Consider the following 15,505-nt stretch of genomic DNA (forward strand, 5'->3'; position numbering starts at 1 on the left):
CGCCCGGATCGCCGCGGGCGCCCGCGTCCGCCGCAGCGTGATCGGCCGGTACGCCGTGGTCGGTACGGACTCCACGCTCGACGCGGTGGTCGTCGGCGACGGCGCCAAGGTCGGCGCGGGCAATGAACTGCCGTCCGGCATCCGCGTCGGCTGCGGAGTGACGCTCGCGCCGGAGGCCGTCAGGCTGTCCGCGGCACCGACGCCGTGCGCCGCGCCCCCGCTCGCCTCGCTCTCCGGCATACCGCACATGCGGTCCGCGTAAAGGCGGCCCGCGTAAAGTCTGTGCGACCTGTGCGGTAACGGTGAGCATCAAGAAGGTGTGGGGCGGATGGCGGTCAAAGTCACTGTGGTGGTCCCGACGTACAACTCGGGACGCCACATCGAGCCATTGGTCGAGTCGATGCTGCGGCAGACACTGCCCAGCTCCGAGTTCGAGGTGCTCTTCGTCGACGACGGCTCGACCGACAGGACGCCCGAGCATCTGGAGGCACTGGTCGCCGCCCACGACCACTTCCGTATGACGCGTATCCCGAACTCGGGCTGGCCGGGCAAGCCGCGCAATGTCGGAGTGGAGCGGGCGAACGGCGCGTACGTGCAGTTCGTGGACCACGACGACCGTATGGCGCCGGAGGCGCTGGAGCGGCTGTACGAGATGGGCCGGCGCAACGGCTCCGACATCGTGATCGGCAAGGTCGCCAGCAACTTCCGCAGCCGTGGCGTTCCGTACGGTCTGATGAGCCGGAGCCGCGAGAGCGCCACGGTGTGGAACGCGCCGCTCATCGACAGCCTCACACCGCACAAGATGTTCCGCACGGCGTTCCTGCGCGAGCACGGCATCGCGCATCCCGAAGGGCCGTGGATCCTGGAGGACCAGCTCTTCATGGTCCGCGCCTATCTCAAGGCGTCCGTCGTCTCCGTGCTCGGCGACTACGTCTGCTACACGTACTGGGCCCGCGAGGACGCCGAGAACGCGGGCACGGCGGCCATGGATCCGCGGTGGTACTACGGCAATCTGCGCCAGGTCATGGCGACGGTCGTCGAAGGCACCGGGCCGGGAGCCGAGCGCGACCGGCTGCTGCGCCGCTTCTACCGGGTGGAGATGCTGCACCGGCTCGGTGTGCCGCCGCGCGGGCTGCTGATCGATCCGCCGTTCCGCGACGATCCGTACGAGGCCGTGCGCGAGCTGGCCGAGGAGTTCATGACGGACGGTGTGGAGCGCGGACTGGCCGCCGTACAGCGCACCAGATCGGTCCTGCTCCGGGCGGACAGGCGCGAGGATCTCACCGAGTTCACGCGTCGCCAGAGCGATCTGGTGGCGCGGTGCGCGGTCGGGCGGCCGGTCTGGAACCGCGACCGGTTCAAGGCCTCCTTCACCGCGCGTTTCGAAGACGATCCGGGAGACGGCTCGGGGCTGCTGCTGGCCCGGCGCGGCGAGCGGTACTTCCTCGCACCGGCCCTGACGGACGGTGTCCTCTCCGAGCCCGTCGAGGTGACCGACGAGCTGAAGAGCTTCAAGGCCGATGTGCTGCTGCGGCACACGGAGACCGCGCATGTGTGGGTGATGCCGCGCGAGGTGTCTCTCGTACTCGAAGAGGAGCCCGCGCCACCCGTGCCACAGGCCGGGGACGCCACGGACGACGACACCGTGGACGACAGCACCGTGCTCGTCCGTCCCGTCGTACGCGGCACCTTCGCCGTGGATCCGCTCCGCGCCGCCGGCGGCGCACCACTGGCCGAGGGCGCCTGGGAGGTGCAGATCCGGCTGATGGGCGCCGGATTCGACCGGTACGCGCGGCTCGGTGAGAGCACCGCGCCCGGCGAGGTGGATCTGCCCGCTCCGGAGATCCTCGGCGGCCGGGAGATCACCGCCGTGCTGGACGGCGAGGGCCTCGCCCTGACCGTACGCGCGACCGACGCGGCGCCTCATGCCCGTCCGCCGAAGGTCAGCGTCGTCCTGCCCACGGCCGGTGCGGATCCGGCGGCCGTCGAGTCCACGCTCGCCTCGCTGACCGCCCAGACCTTGCCCGCCCGGGACATCGAGGTGATCCCGGTGGCACAGACACCGCCGGGCACCGAGCCGCGCAACGCGGGCGCCGACGCCGCCACCGGCTCGTATGTGATCTTCATGGAGCCCGGCGACCGTCTCACCGCGGACGCCCTGGAGCATATGTACGCGTACGGCGTCGAGCACGACGCCGACATCGTCGCGGGCAAACCGGCCGCCAAGGGCAGACCTGTGCCGCGCGAGCTGTTCGTACGGGACCGGCCACGGGCCACTCTCGCCAAGGATCCGCTGGCCGACAGCCTCACGCCCGACAAGCTCTTCGACCGCGCCTTCCTCGCCGAGCACGGGCTCCGCTTCGCCGAGGGCAGGCCGCTGGCCGGTCAGGCGTTCACCGCCGAGGCGACGCTGCGGGCGGGCCGTGCGGCCGTCCTGGGCAGCCGTGTCTGCTACCAGTACGGGCCGCCGCGTACGGGACAGCCGCCCGTGGCCCCGGCCGCGTTCTACGGCGCGCTGAGCGGGCTCCTGGAGCTCACCGACGGACTCACCGGGCCCGGAGCCACCCGGGACCGGCTGCACCGGCGCTGGCTGCGCGTGGAGATCCTGGACCGGCTGAGCGGCAAGCGGCTGCTCGATCTGGACGAGGACGCGCGGCGCGAGCTGTTCTACGAGATCCGCAAGGTCGTCGTGGACGGTATCTCCCGTACGGCCGTGGCGGGACTGCCCACCGCGCGCCGGCTGGCCGTCGGGCTGATCATCGACGACCGCCCGGACGATCTCATGGCACTCGCCAGCTGGGAGGCCTCCGTCGGCTGCCGCGCCCGGCTGGACGCGCTCTCCTGGCAGGACGACGGGCGGCTCCGGATCGCCTTCACCGCCGAACCGCTCGCCGCCGAGGCTCCGTTGGGCCTCACCACCACGGGCGACGGCAAGCCGTCCCTCGTACCGGCCGGTCTCCCCGCCGCCCTGCGCGAGCGCTTCGCGCAGGAGCCGCTCACCGGCGGCGCCCTGCCCGAGAAGGCCTCCGCCGTGCTCGTCCTGCGCGAGCGCGCGGGCGGCGCCGAACACCGGCTGCCGACCGATCTCACCGTCCGCCACCAGGGCGGCACCCTGAGTGTCGCCGGGACCGCGCTGCTCGATCCCGCCACCGCCGTGGACGGTTCACCGCTCAAGGACGGCGTCTGGGATCTGTACGTACGGCTCACCGCGCTCGGCTGGACGAAGACCGCCCGGCTCGGCGCACTGCGCGGCCCGGACGTCCCGGAGCGGCTGAGGCCCGTACCGCACCCGACCGCGCCGGACCGCCGTATCACGCCGTACTGGACCAATCCGCAGACGGATCTGTCCCTGCGCGTGGCCGCCCCCAAGCCACCCGAGCCACCCGAGCCCAAGAAACCGGGCCTGCTGCGAAGGACGGCCCGCCGCCTACGCCGCGCCTGAACCGGTCCGCCGCGATCAGCAGCAGACGGAACCGCCGCCCAGCGTCCGCTTGTTGCGCGCCTCCCGGCTGCGGGAGGCCAGCAACGCGTCGGCCGGATAGCCGACTTCCTCCAGCGTGAGCCCGTGCGGCCGTACGACATGCACCGCCGAGTCCCGCACGCCCGCCGCCAGCACCTTCGCCGGCCACTCCACGGGCCGGTGTCCATCGCCCACGAACAGCAGCGCGCCCACCAGCGAACGCACCATGTTGTGGCAGAAGGCATCGGCCCGTACGGTCGCGGTGATCACGCCGTGCGCGTCCCGCTCCCAGTCCAGCCGCTGGAGCGTACGGATGGTCGTCGCGCCCTCGCGCCTCTTGCAGTACGCCGCGAAGTCGTGCTCGCCGAGCAGCCCGGCCGACGCCGCGTTCATCGCCTCGACGTCCAACGGCCAGTCGTGCCAGAGCACATGACCGCGCAGCAGCGGATCGACACCGCCGGGATGGTCCACCACGCGGTACGCGTACCGCCGCCAGAGCGCGGAGAAGCGCGCGTTGAAGCCGGCGGGCGCCTCCGCGACCTGCCAGACCCGTACATCATGGGCCAGCCGCCCGGCGAGCCGCCGCAGCAGCCGCTCCCGGTGCTCGGCCCACACGGACTCCGGCAGATCGACATGCGCGACCTGTCCGCGGGCGTGCACGCCCGCGTCCGTACGCCCGGCGACGGTCAGCTCGTATGTCTGGCCCGACCGTGTCACCGTACGCAGCGCGTCCTCGATGTCACCCTGGACGGTGCGCCGGTTCGCCTGCTTCGCCCAGCCGGAGAAGTCCTTGCCGTCGTACGAGAGATCCAGCCGCACCCGTACGAAACCGGGCGCCGCGCCCTCAATGTCCTCGTTCACCTGCCGCTCCCTTCACAGCCGAACGGGCCCGCCCCCGTGAGGGAGCGAGCCCGTCCGTCAGCCGTCGTCCGTACGCTCAGGCGTCCTTGGACTCGGCCTCGTCGGCCTTGGCCTCGGCGTCGGCCGGCTTGGCGTCCTCGACGGTCTCGGCCGGAGCCTCGTCCTTCTTGAGGGCGTCCTCCTTGACCGCGCGCTTGGTCGCGGCCTCGGCCTCACCGGTCGCCTGCTGCGCCACGGTCAGCGCCTCGACCAGCTCGATGACCGCCATCGGGGCGTTGTCGCCACGACGGTTGCCGATCTTGGTGATACGGGTGTAGCCACCGGGGCGGTTCTCGTACCGCGGCGCGATCTCGGTGAAGAGCGTGTGGACGACGCCCTTGTCCGTGATCGACTGAAGGACCAGACGACGGTTGTGGATGTCGCCCTTCTTCGCCTTGGTGATGAAACGCTCCGCGACCGGACGCAGGCGGCGGGCCTTGGCCTCGGTCGTGGTGATGCGGCCGTGCTCGAAGAGCGACTTCGCGAGGTTCGCGAGAAGCAGCTTCTCGTGCGCTGCGCTGCCGCCCAGACGGGCGCCCTTGGCGGGCTTCGGCATGGTGTGTCTCCTTGTGTCTGCACCGGCCGTATCAGGTACCGGTGTCAGTTACCGACGGGCTGCTGCCCGCCGGAAGCGTTCACATTCAGCCTGTCCGAGCTGTTCAAGCCCCGGACCCGGCACAATCAAGCTCGTCCGGCGATTGAGGACAAAGCCTCCGCCCCGGCCAGGGGCTCAGTACTGCTCGGTCTCCACGAAGCCGGCGTCCGCGTCGTCGTCCGCGCCGAACGCGTCCGCCGCGGCCGTCGGGTCGAATCCGGGCGGGCTGTCCTTGAGCGCCAGGCCCATGCCCGCGAGCTTCGCCTTGACCTCGTCGATCGACTTGGCACCGAAGTTGCGGATGTCGAGCAGATCGGCCTCGGAGCGCGCCACCAGCTCACCCACGGAGTGGATGCCCTCGCGCTTGAGGCAGTTGTACGACCGAACGGTGAGCTCCAGCTCCTCGATCGGCAGGGCGAGATCGGCGGCGAGCGCGGCGTCCGTGGGCGACGGGCCCATGTCGATGCCCTCGGCGTCGATGTTCAGCTCGCGCGCCAGACCGAACAGCTCGACCAGCGTCTTGCCGGCGGACGCCATGGCGTCACGCGGTCGCATGGCCTGCTTGGTCTCGACATCGACGATCAGCTTGTCGAAGTCGGTGCGCTGCTCGACTCGGGTCGCCTCGACCTTGTAGGTGACCTTGAGCACGGGCGAGTAGATCGAGTCGACCGGAATACGGCCGATCTCCTGGCCCACCTGCTTGTTCTGCACGGCGGAGACATAGCCGCGACCGCGCTCGACGGTCAGCTCCATCTCCAGCTTGCCCTTGCCGTTCAGCGTCGCCAGTACGAGGTCCGGGTTGTGGACCTCGACGCCAGCCGGCGGCGCGATGTCGGCGGCGGTCACCAGGCCGGGGCCCTGCTTGCGCAGATACATCACGACCGGCTCGTCGTGCTCCGAGGAGACGACGAGCTGCTTGATGTTGAGGATGAGGTCGGTGACGTCCTCCTTGACGCCCGGCACGGTGGTGAACTCGTGCAGGACACCGTCGATCCGGATGCTGGTGACAGCGGCGCCCGGGATCGAGGAGAGAAGCGTACGGCGGAGCGAGTTGCCGAGCGTGTAGCCGAAGCCCGGCTCCAGCGGCTCGATGACGAACCGCGAACGGTATTCGTCGACGACCTCTTCGGTCAGCGACGGACGCTGAGCGATAAGCATGCGTGAAATCCTTCAGTTGGGGACGCCCGCTATTTGACGTCCTTCGGTACTGCTCCGTTCAAGAGTACGGGCGGCACGGCACGAAAGCGCCGAGCCGCCCATACCGCACATCAACCTCAGATGCGACAAGCGCATCTGCGGTCAGACGCGCCTCCGCTTGGGCGGGCGGCAGCCGTTGTGCGGGGTGGGAGTGACGTCCTGGATCGAGCCCACCTCCAGGCCGGTGGCCTGGAGCGAGCGGATCGCGGTCTCACGGCCGGAGCCGGGGCCCTTGACGAAGACGTCGACCTTGCGCATGCCGTGCTCCTGCGCGCGGCGGGCGGCCGACTCGGCGGCCATCTGCGCGGCGAAGGGCGTGGACTTGCGCGAGCCCTTGAAGCCGACATGGCCGGCGGAGGCCCAGGAGATCACATTGCCCGAAGGGTCCGTGATCGAGACGATCGTGTTGTTGAACGTGCTCTTGATGTGGGCGTGCCCATGAGCGACGTTCTTCTTTTCCTTGCGGCGCACCTTCTTGGCTGCGCCCTGTCGGCCCTTAGGAGGCATGTTTTGACTTCCTGCGAGGAGGTGATCGGTCCTACAGCGAAGACCGCTGATGAGCGTCCGCTGAGGACTACTTCTTGCCCGGCTTCTTCTTGCCGGCGATGGCGCGACGCGGGCCCTTGCGGGTACGGGCGTTCGTGCTGGTGCGCTGACCGTGCACCGGCAGGCCACGGCGGTGACGCAGACCCTGGTAGCAGCCGATCTCGACCTTGCGGCGGATGTCGGCGGCGATCTCGCGACGGAGGTCACCCTCGGTCTTGAGGTTGGCGTCGACGTACTCGCGGATCTTGACGAGGTCTTCCTCGGCGAGATCGCGGACGCGGACGTTCGGGTCGACGCCGGTGGCGGCGAGCGTCTCCTTGGACCGGGTGCGCCCGATACCGAAGACATAGGTGAGGGCGACCTCGACGCGCTTTTCGCGCGGAAGGTCAACGCCTGCGAGGCGTGCCATTCATGGCTCCTGTTGATGTTCGGAGGTCTTCCGCAGTGACTCTCCCGGCCGCCGGCGCCTCGTCTGTACGAGAGACGCCCGGTCCGGGTCCCCGGCCTCCGCCGGAGGTGTCGGTCACCCGCGTACGGGAACCGGACACTGCGTAATTACGAGTTTGCTCGCGTCGCGCGAAGTACTGCGAGAGGCAGGCGGTCGTGCGTCAGCCCTGGCGCTGCTTGTGGCGCAGGTTGTCGCAGATGACCATGACCCGGCCGTGACGGCGGATCACCTTGCACTTGTCGCAGATCTTCTTGACGCTCGGCTTGACCTTCATGGGATTGAGGTTCTCCGGGTCAGTGCTGACAGCCCGTGCACACGGTGTCCGGGATGCTCAGCAAGATCTACTTGTATCGGTAGACGATCCGGCCACGCGTCAGGTCGTACGGAGACAGCTCCACCACGACCCGGTCATCGGGAAGGATCCGGATGTAGTGCATCCGCATCTTGCCGCTGATGTGCGCGAGGACCTTGTGACCGTTCTGGAGCTCCACCTTGAACATGGCGTTCGGGAGGGACTCGATCACGGTGCCCTCAATTTCGATGGCACCTTGCTTCTTGGCCACGCTTCGCCCTTCGAATCGGCTACCTTGATCAACTCCGGCAGCCATGCGGTCGCGACAGTTGCTAGACGTAGCAACCGCATACGGACACACGGGTACACCAGAGCCGACGCGTCAGTCTACGGCAGCACACCCGGAAAGACGAATCCGTGAAGTTTGCCCGCCCTGGAGATCCTTAAGCGAACCGGCCGTCCGATGCCCTGGATCCGGGGCCTGTCCATCGGGCCGGGCGCTCAGGCCAGCGGATCGGGCGCCGCCGTGATGCCCAGCTCCGCCAGCTTCGCCCGGCCGCAGTCCGGCGAGGTCAGCACCAGCGGGCCCTGCTCGGTGAGAGCCACCGAGTGCTCCCAGTGGGCGGACCAGGTGCCGTCCGTCGTGATGACCGTCCACTCGTCCGCCAGCACCTCGGTGTGCGGCGTACCGAGCGAGACCATCGGCTCGATCGCCAGACAGAAGCCGGGCACCAGCTTGGGCCCCTTGCCGCGCTTGCGGGAGACATAGTTCAGCAGATGCGGGTCCATATGCATCTGCGAGCCGATGCCATGGCCGCCGTACTCCTCGATGATCCCGTACTTGCCGCCGCCGGGACGGGGCTGGCGCCGGATGTACGTCTCGATCGCGCGCGACACGTCCACCAGTCTGCTGCCGTTGCGCATCGCCGCGATCCCGGCCCACATCGACTCCTCGGTCACCCGGGAGAGCTCGATGAGCTCCGGAGCGTGACCGGAGCCCACGAATACGGTGAAAGCCGCGTCGCCGTGCCAGCCGTCGATGATCGCGCCGGCGTCGACGGAGATGATGTCACCGTCCTTGAGCACGGTCTTGTCGTCCGGGATGCCGTGGACGACGACCTCGTTGACCGAGGTGCAGATCGTCGCGGGGAAGCCGCCGTATCCGAGGAAGTTCGACTTCGCGCCGTGCTCGGAGAGCACCTGACGGGCGACCTCGTCCAGATCCCTGGTGGTGGCGCCCGGCACGGCAGCCGCGCGGGTGGCCGCGTGCACGGCGGCGACGACCAGTCCCGCCTCGCGCATCTTCGCGATCTGCTCGGGAGTCTTGATCTCCACCATCGTTCTGCCTTCCACCCTGACTCCGGATCCGGACTCGTACCGATACGTTTCGTCTGACGGTGCCGCGCCCCGCACAACACCCGGTCAACACTACGGCCGTGGTGCCCGAGGGCCACCACGGCCGTACGCTTACTGCCTTCTTGCCACCGGCGAGACCCTGCCTAGGCGGCCTGGTCTCCCTGGAGTGCCCGCATCGCGCGCTCGGTCACCTCGGTGACCTTGCCCAGCGCGGAGATCGTGACCACCAGGCCCTGGGCCCGGTAGTGATCGATGATCGGCTCGGTCTGGGTGTGATAGACCTCCAGCCGCGTCCGCACCGTCTCCTCGGAGTCGTCGTCCCGCTGGTAGAGCTCGCCGCCGCAGTGGTCACAGACGCCCGGTACCTCCGGCGGGCTGTAGGTGACATGGAAGACATGCGCGCTCTCGTTGCGGCAGATACGCCGGCCGGCGATCCGCTTCACGACCTCGTCCTCGGGGACCTCCAGGTCCAGCACCGCGTCCAGCTTCAGTCCCTCGCGCTTGAGCGCCTCGTCCAGCGCCTCCGCCTGCGACACATTCCGCGGAAAACCGTCCAGCAGGAAGCCGTTCACGGCGTCCGGCTGGGACATGCGCTCCAGGGCCATCGCGATCGTCACCTCGTCGGGCACCAGATTTCCGGCGTCCATGAACGCCTTCGCCTGCTTGCCCAGCTCGGTGCCCTGGCTGATGTTGGCCCGGAAGAGGTCGCCCGTGGAGATGTGCGGTACCGAGAGGTTCTTGGCAAGGTACGCGGCCTGCGTTCCCTTGCCGGCACCGGGCGGTCCGACGAGGACGATTCGCATCAGCGGAGGAACCCTTCGTAGTTGCGCTGCTGAAGCTGGCTCTCGATCTGCTTCACGGTCTCCAGACCCACACCCACGATGATCAGGATGCTCGTCCCGCCGAACGGGAAGTTCTGGTTCGCGCCTCCGAAGCCCGCCAACGCCATCGTCGGGACAAGAGCGATCAGACCCAGGTACAGCGAGCCCGGCCAAGTGATCCTGTTGAGCACGTAACTCAGATACTCGGCGGTCGGGCGACCTGCCCGGATGCCCGGGATGAAGCCACCATACTTCTTCATGTTGTCCGCGACTTCTTCAGGGTTGAAGGAGATCGCCACGTAGAAGAAGGCGAAGAACACGATCAGCAGGAAGTACGTCGCGATGTAGTACGGATGGTCGCCCTTGACGAAGTGCGCCTCGATCCAGGTCTTCCATCCGGCCTGCGAGCTGGAGAACTGCGCGACCAGGGCCGGGATGTAGAGCAGCGACGAGGCGAAGATGACCGGGATCACACCGGCCTGGTTCACCTTGAGCGGGATATAGGTCGACGTACCGCCGTAGGACCGGCGGCCGATCATGCGCTTCGCGTACTGAACGGGGATCCGGCGCTGCGCCTGTTCGACGAAGACGACCAGGCCCACCATCACGAAGCCGATCAGGATGACCGTGCCGAACTCGATCCAGCCCTTGGCGAGCGTGCCGCTCTGCTTGATGGCCCAGAGCGCGCCCGGGAAGCCGGCCGCGATCGAGATGAACATCAGGATGGACATGCCGTTGCCGATGCCGCGGTCGGTGATGAGCTCACCGAGCCACATGACGGCCGCGGTGCCCGCGGTCATGGTGATCACCATGGTGACGGTGACGAAGATCGACTGGTCGGGAACGATCTCCGAGGCGACCGGACAGCCGCTGAAGAGCGCACCGCTGCGCGCGGTGGCGACCAGACCGGTTCCCTGGAGGACGGCGAGGGCGACCGTCAGATAACGGGTGTACTGGGTGATCTTGGCCTGACCGGACTGGCCCTCCTTCTTGAGGGCCTCCAGCCTGGGGATCACCACGGTCAGCAGCTGAAGGATGATGCTCGCGGTGATGTACGGCATGATGCCGAGCGCGAAGATCGTGATCTGCAGCAGCGCCCCGCCACTGAACATGTTCACGAGGCCGAACAGGCTGTTATTGCCCTTCTGGGCCGCATCGACACAGGTCTGGACATTCTCGTAGCTGACACCTGGTACGGGGATGTGTGCCCCGAGCCGGTACAGCACGATGATGCCGAGCGTGAAGAGCAGCTTCTTGCGCAGGTCGGGCGTCTTGAACGCCCGGGCGAACGCGGTGAGCACGGTGCCTCCTGCGACCCCCGCGCTACTGCGTCAAGGGTGACGGTCTTGAGGATCGACGGATAAGGAACAAGCAACAATGCACGCCACCTTACCGGCGACTGTGCCCCCCTAGGAACGACCAACCGGGGATGCCTCGTGTGAGAGACATCCCCGGTCGGGTGTTCAGGCCATCGAGTTCTCTCAGACGAGCTCGGTGACGGTGCCGCCGGCGGCGGCAATCTTCTCCTTGGCGGACCCGGAGACGGCGTCCACCGTCACCGTGAGTGCCACGGAGATCTCGCCCTGGCCCAGGACCTTGACGAGGCTGTTCTTGCGTACCGCGCCCTTGGAGACCAGATCGGCCACCGTGACCTCGCCGCCCTCGGGGTAGAGCGCGGAGAGCTTGTCCAGGTTCACGACCTGGTACTCGGTGCGGAACGGGTTCTTGAAGCCCTTGAGCTTCGGAAGACGCATGTGGAGGGGCATCTGCCCGCCCTCGAAGCGCTCCGGAACCTGGTAGCGGGCCTTGGTGCCCTTGGTGCCACGACCAGCGGTCTTGCCCTTGGACGCCTCACCACGGCCCACACGGGTCTTGGCGGTCTTGGCGCCCGGAGCAGGACGGAGGTTGTGGACCTTCAGCGGGTTGTTCTCCGCCATGTCAGTCGACCTCCTCAACCGTCACGAGGTGGCGGACGGTGTGCACCATGCCGCGGAACTCGGGACGGTCATCCTTGACAACCACGTCGTGCAGGCGCTTGAGCCCGAGCGAGCGCAGGGTGTCGCGGTGGTTCTGCTTGCTGCCGATGTACGACTTCGTCTGCGTGATCTTGAGACGGGCCATCACGCACCCGCTCCCGCACGCGCACGCAGCAGAGCCGCGGGAGCGACGTCCTCAAGGGGCAGACCGCGGCGGGCCGCGATCTCCTCGGGGCGCTGGAGGCCCTGGAGGGCCGCCACCGTCGCGTGCACGATGTTGATCGCGTTGTCGGAGCCGAGCGACTTCGACAGGATGTCGTGGACGCCCGCGCACTCCAGCACGGCACGCACCGGGCCACCGGCGATCACGCCGGTACCGGGGGAAGCCGGCTTGAGCAGGACGACGCCCGCGGCCTTCTCGCCCTGGATCGGGTGCGGGATGGTGCCCTGGATACGGGGGACCTTGAAGAAGTGCTTCTTGGCCTCCTCAACGCCCTTGGCGATGGCGGCCGGCACCTCCTTGGCCTTGCCGTAACCGACACCCACGGTGCCGTCACCGTCGCCCACCACGACCAGCGCGGTGAAGCTGAAGCGACGACCACCCTTCACAACCTTGGCGACACGGTTGATCGCGACGACACGCTCGACGTACGCGGTCTTCTCGGCGGCAGCCGAACCGCCGTCACGGCCCTTCCGGTCCCGCCGCTCGCCGCCACCGGCACCGCTTCCGCGGCGCTGGGGTCCAGCCATTGGATTTACCTCTCTCTGTTACGTCCGCTAGCTCCGGAACCGGGGCCTAGAACTTCAGCCCGGCCTCGCGGGCGGCGTCGGCCAGAGCGGCAATCCGCCCGGCGTACTGGTTGCCACCACGGTCGAACACGACGGCCTCGACACCGGCCGCCTTGGCGCGCTCGGCGACCAGCGACCCGACCTGCTTGGCCTGGGCGCTCTTGTCACCTTCGGTGCCACGGATCGAGGTGTCCAGGGTCGACGCCGACGCGAGCGTGTGGCCCGCGATGTCGTCGATGACCTGAGCCACCATGTGGCGGTTGGAACGCGTCACGACGAGGCGCGGGCGCTCCTGCGTGCCCGAGACCTTCTTGCGGACGCGAATGTGGCGGCGCTTGATGGCAGCGGCCTTGTAGGCCTTGCCCTTGGCGATCTTCACACCGTATGCCATGGCTTACTTACCAGCCTTTCCGACCTTGCGGCGGATGACCTCGCCGGCGTACTTGACGCCCTTGGCCTTGTACGGGTCGGGCTTCCGCAGCTTGCGGATGTTCGCCGCGACCTCGCCGACCTTCTGCTTGTCGATGCCCTCGACAGAGAACTTCGTGGGCGACTCGACCTTGAAGGAGATGCCTTCGGGCGCCTCGATGAGGATCGGGTGGCTGTAGCCCAGGGCGAACTCCAGGTTGGAGCCCTTCGCCTGGACGCGGTAACCGACACCGCTGATTTCGAGCGCCTTGACGTATCCCTGGGTCACGCCGGTGATCATGTTCGCCACCAGCGTGCGGGACAGGCCGTGCAGGGCCTTGTTCTGACGCTCGTCGTTCGGGCGCGACACCGTGAGGATGCCGTCCTCGCCCTTGGTGACCTCGATCGGCGCGGCGACGGTGTGCGAGAGGGTGCCCTTGGGGCCCTTCACCGCGACCGTACGGCCGTCGATGGTGACGTCCACACCAGCGGGAACCTGGATGGGGAGCTTGCCGATTCGCGACATGAGCTTTTCCTCCGTTCCCGATTACCAGACGTAGGCGAGGACTTCCCCACCCACGCCCTTCTTGCTGGCCTGCTGCCCGGTCAGGAGACCGTGGGACGTGGAGATGATCGCCACGCCCAGGCCGCCCAGGACCTTCGGCAGATTGGTGGACTTCGCGTAAACACGCAGACCCGGCTTGGAGATGCGCTTGATGCCGGCGATCGAGCGCTCGCGGTTCGGGCCGAACTTCAGCTCCAGGACGAGGTTCTTGCCGACCTCGGCGTCCTCGACCTTCCAGCCGGTGATGAAGCCCTCCTGCTGGAGGATCTCCGCGATATGCGACTTGATCTTGCTGTGCGGCATCACGACATCGTCGTGGTACGCCGAGTTCGCGTTGCGCAGACGCGTGAGCATGTCTGCGATGGGATCAGTCATGGTCATGAATTGGCCTTCGGCCTCTCTCGCCGGGGTTTCCTGTATGCGCCATCCCTCTCCCCGGTCGAGCCGGGACGGGTGCGGTGCGGGGACCTACGGCGTAGTAAGCATTACTGAGCGGGCTCGGCCCGCGTGCATTGATGGTCGGCGGGCGCCCAACCCCGCAAGCCTACGGCATTTCGGGGAGGGCGCTCACCGGCCAACTGCTTACCGAGAGTCCTGGGTTGTTCCCGTACGGGAACTACCAGGAACTCTTGGTCACGCCCGGCAGCTCGCCGCGGTGGGCCATCTCACGAAGGCACACGCGGCACAGGCCGAACTTGCGGTAGACGGAGTGGGGACGGCCGCAGCGCTGGCAGCGGGTGTAACCGCGCACACCGAACTTCGGCTTGCGGGCGGCCTTAGCGATCAGAGCCTTCTTCGCCACGGTCAGTTCTCCTTGAACGGGAAGCCGAGGTGACGAAGGAGGGCACGACCCTCGTCGTCGTTGGTCGCCGTGGTGACCACGGTGATGTCCATGCCCCGGACCCGGTCGATCTTGTCCTGGTCGATCTCGTGGAACATGACCTGCTCCGTGAGACCGAAGGTGTAGTTGCCACGGCCGTCGAACTGCTTCGGCGACAGACCGCGGAAGTCACGGATACGCGGCAGCGCGAGCGACAGCGTACGGTCCAGGAACTCCCACATACGGTCACCGCGGAGGGTGACGTGGCAGCCGATCGGCTGGCCCTCACGCAGCTTGAACTGCGCGATGGACTTGCGCGCCTTGGTGACCGACGGCTTCTGGCCGGTGATCGTGGTGAGGTCCTTGATGGCGCCCTCGATCAGCTTGGAGTCGCGGGCGGCGTCGCCCACACCCATGTTGACCACGATCTTGACGAGGCCGGGGATCTGCATGACGTTCTCGTACGAGAACTCCTCACGCAGCTTGCCGGCGATCTCCTCGCGGTAGCGCAGCTTCAGACGCGGCGCGGTAGTGGTCGCAGTCATCAGATGTCCTCACCGGTCCGCTTGGCAACGCGGATCTTGTTGCCCTCGTCGTCAAAGCGGTAGCCGACGCGGGTGACGACCTTCTTGCCGTCCTTCTCCACGACGAGCTGCACATTGCTGACATGGACGGGGGCCTCGGTGGTGACGATGCCGCCGGTCTGCGAACCGCGGGCCGTCTGACCGGCCTTGGTGTGCTTCTTGACCCGGTTGACACCCTCGACCAGAACGCGGTCCTCGCGGGGGTAGGCCACAATGACCTTGCCCTGCTTGCCCTTGTCCTTGCCGGTGATGACCTGAACCAGATCGCCCTTCTTGATCTTCATGCTTACAGCACCTCCGGAGCGAGCGAGATGATCTTCATAAACTTCTTCTCGCGCAGCTCACGGCCCACCGGGCCGAAGATACGGGTGCCACGAGGGTCGCCGTCGTTCTTCAGAATGACGGCGGCGTTCTCGTCGAAGCGGATGTACGAGCCGTCCGGACGGCGGCGCTCCTTGACGGTGCGAACGATGACCGCCTTGACGACGTCACCCTTCTTCACGTTGCCACCGGGGATCGCGTCCTTGACGGTGGCGACGATGACGTCACCGATGCCCGCGTAGCGGCGACCCGAGCCACCGAGAACACGGATGGTGAGAATTTCCTTCGCACCCGTGTTGTCGGCGACACGCAGTCGCGACTCCTGCTGGATCACGTCTATCTCCTGATCGTCTGCCGGTTCCCGGTGGGGCTCCGCAAGTGACTAGCGGAGCCCCACCGAGCCTGGCGGGACTGTTCCGAGGAGGAA

Annotated in this window: 21 protein-coding genes and 1 pseudogene; 2 read left to right on the plus strand and 20 right to left on the minus strand. The window is 67.7% G+C overall.

Going from position 1 to position 15,505, the window contains the following annotated elements; genetic code table 11:
• Together GA0115259_RS40175 and GA0115259_RS10415 are read left to right on the plus strand one after the other, a co-directional pair.
• Window positions 1-262, plus strand: a pseudogene (locus GA0115259_RS40175) (hypothetical protein); the annotation flags it as partial.
• A gap of 66 nt (window positions 263-328) precedes the next feature.
• Entirely contained in the window at window positions 329-3,442 is a 3,114-nt protein-coding gene (locus GA0115259_RS10415) for a glycosyltransferase family 2 protein (protein WP_093594186.1), read from the plus strand.
• Window positions 3,443-3,457: 15 nt separating this feature from the next.
• Here the strand turns inward: GA0115259_RS10415 and truA are convergent, their stop codons facing one another.
• The 20 genes from truA to rplN all read right to left on the minus strand — a co-directional run bounded on the left by truA (window position 3,458) and on the right by rplN (window position 15,412).
• Window positions 3,458-4,321, minus strand: a complete 864-nt coding sequence (gene truA, locus GA0115259_RS10420) for a tRNA pseudouridine(38-40) synthase TruA (RefSeq protein WP_093594189.1) — start codon at window positions 4,319-4,321, stop codon at window positions 3,458-3,460.
• 76 nt (window positions 4,322-4,397) lie between these two features.
• Window positions 4,398-4,916, minus strand: a complete 519-nt coding sequence (gene rplQ / locus GA0115259_RS10425) for a 50S ribosomal protein L17 (RefSeq protein ID WP_093594192.1) — start codon at window positions 4,914-4,916, stop codon at window positions 4,398-4,400.
• Between the two features lie 174 nt (window positions 4,917-5,090).
• Complete coding sequence (locus tag GA0115259_RS10430; protein WP_003956430.1) at window positions 5,091-6,113, minus strand: DNA-directed RNA polymerase subunit alpha; 1,023 nt, start codon at window positions 6,111-6,113, stop codon at window positions 5,091-5,093.
• A 141-nt stretch (window positions 6,114-6,254) separates the two neighbouring features.
• Entirely contained in the window at window positions 6,255-6,659 is a 405-nt protein-coding gene (gene rpsK / locus GA0115259_RS10435) for a 30S ribosomal protein S11 (RefSeq protein WP_003956432.1), read from the minus strand.
• A 67-nt stretch (window positions 6,660-6,726) separates the two neighbouring features.
• The gene (rpsM, locus tag GA0115259_RS10440) at window positions 6,727-7,107 is read right to left on the minus strand and encodes a 30S ribosomal protein S13 (RefSeq protein ID WP_046504684.1); all 381 of its coding nucleotides are present in this window, start codon (window positions 7,105-7,107) and stop codon (window positions 6,727-6,729) included.
• A gap of 199 nt (window positions 7,108-7,306) precedes the next feature.
• The gene (rpmJ, locus tag GA0115259_RS10445) at window positions 7,307-7,420 is read right to left on the minus strand and encodes a 50S ribosomal protein L36 (RefSeq protein WP_003956441.1); all 114 of its coding nucleotides are present in this window, start codon (window positions 7,418-7,420) and stop codon (window positions 7,307-7,309) included.
• 67 nt (window positions 7,421-7,487) lie between these two features.
• Window positions 7,488-7,709, minus strand: a complete 222-nt coding sequence (gene infA / locus GA0115259_RS10450) for a translation initiation factor IF-1 (RefSeq protein ID WP_003956442.1) — start codon at window positions 7,707-7,709, stop codon at window positions 7,488-7,490.
• Between the two features lie 230 nt (window positions 7,710-7,939).
• Window positions 7,940-8,776 carry a type I methionyl aminopeptidase gene (gene map / locus GA0115259_RS10455; protein WP_093594195.1) on the minus strand — a complete coding sequence of 279 codons (837 nt, stop codon included), beginning with the start codon at window positions 8,774-8,776 and terminating at the stop codon, window positions 7,940-7,942.
• 161 nt (window positions 8,777-8,937) lie between these two features.
• Window positions 8,938-9,597, minus strand: a complete 660-nt coding sequence (locus GA0115259_RS10460) for an adenylate kinase (protein WP_093594198.1) — start codon at window positions 9,595-9,597, stop codon at window positions 8,938-8,940.
• On the minus strand, window positions 9,597-10,916 hold the full coding sequence (gene secY / locus GA0115259_RS10465) for a preprotein translocase subunit SecY (RefSeq protein ID WP_066943587.1): 1,320 nt from the start codon (window positions 10,914-10,916) through the stop codon (window positions 9,597-9,599). Before secY ends, GA0115259_RS10460 begins: the two co-directional genes overlap by 1 nt.
• Before the next feature lie 180 nt (window positions 10,917-11,096).
• On the minus strand, window positions 11,097-11,552 hold the full coding sequence (gene rplO / locus GA0115259_RS10470) for a 50S ribosomal protein L15 (protein WP_093594201.1): 456 nt from the start codon (window positions 11,550-11,552) through the stop codon (window positions 11,097-11,099).
• 1 nt (window position 11,553) lies between these two features.
• Window positions 11,554-11,736, minus strand: a complete 183-nt coding sequence (gene rpmD, locus GA0115259_RS10475) for a 50S ribosomal protein L30 (RefSeq protein WP_093594204.1) — start codon at window positions 11,734-11,736, stop codon at window positions 11,554-11,556.
• On the minus strand, window positions 11,736-12,341 hold the full coding sequence (gene rpsE / locus GA0115259_RS10480; RefSeq protein WP_066943594.1) for a 30S ribosomal protein S5: 606 nt from the start codon (window positions 12,339-12,341) through the stop codon (window positions 11,736-11,738). Before rpsE ends, rpmD begins: the two co-directional genes overlap by 1 nt.
• A gap of 46 nt (window positions 12,342-12,387) precedes the next feature.
• Window positions 12,388-12,771, minus strand: a complete 384-nt coding sequence (rplR, locus tag GA0115259_RS10485) for a 50S ribosomal protein L18 (RefSeq protein WP_066943596.1) — start codon at window positions 12,769-12,771, stop codon at window positions 12,388-12,390.
• A 3-nt stretch (window positions 12,772-12,774) separates the two neighbouring features.
• Window positions 12,775-13,314 (minus strand): 50S ribosomal protein L6, encoded by a 540-nt coding sequence (gene rplF, locus GA0115259_RS10490; protein WP_066943598.1) that lies wholly within the window; start codon window positions 13,312-13,314, stop codon window positions 12,775-12,777.
• Window positions 13,315-13,335: 21 nt separating this feature from the next.
• Window positions 13,336-13,734, minus strand: a complete 399-nt coding sequence (gene rpsH / locus GA0115259_RS10495) for a 30S ribosomal protein S8 (RefSeq protein ID WP_030351444.1) — start codon at window positions 13,732-13,734, stop codon at window positions 13,336-13,338.
• Window positions 13,735-13,969: 235 nt separating this feature from the next.
• Window positions 13,970-14,155 carry a type Z 30S ribosomal protein S14 gene (locus GA0115259_RS10505; protein WP_003948630.1) on the minus strand — a complete coding sequence of 62 codons (186 nt, stop codon included), beginning with the start codon at window positions 14,153-14,155 and terminating at the stop codon, window positions 13,970-13,972.
• Window positions 14,156-14,157: 2 nt separating this feature from the next.
• Window positions 14,158-14,718, minus strand: a complete 561-nt coding sequence (gene rplE / locus GA0115259_RS10510) for a 50S ribosomal protein L5 (RefSeq protein ID WP_030351443.1) — start codon at window positions 14,716-14,718, stop codon at window positions 14,158-14,160.
• On the minus strand, window positions 14,718-15,041 hold the full coding sequence (gene rplX, locus GA0115259_RS10515) for a 50S ribosomal protein L24 (protein ID WP_066943600.1): 324 nt from the start codon (window positions 15,039-15,041) through the stop codon (window positions 14,718-14,720). The genes rplE and rplX overlap by 1 nt, the downstream gene beginning before the upstream one ends.
• A 2-nt stretch (window positions 15,042-15,043) precedes the next feature.
• A complete protein-coding gene (rplN, locus tag GA0115259_RS10520; protein WP_003974257.1) occupies window positions 15,044-15,412 on the minus strand; it encodes a 50S ribosomal protein L14 in 369 nt (122 codons plus the stop codon).
• Between the last annotated feature and the right edge of the window lie 93 nt (window positions 15,413-15,505).

It is taken from the genome of Streptomyces sp. MnatMP-M17, from assembly GCF_900091995.1.
In the GTDB taxonomy this organism is placed as follows: Bacteria; Actinomycetota; Actinomycetes; order Streptomycetales; family Streptomycetaceae; genus Streptomyces.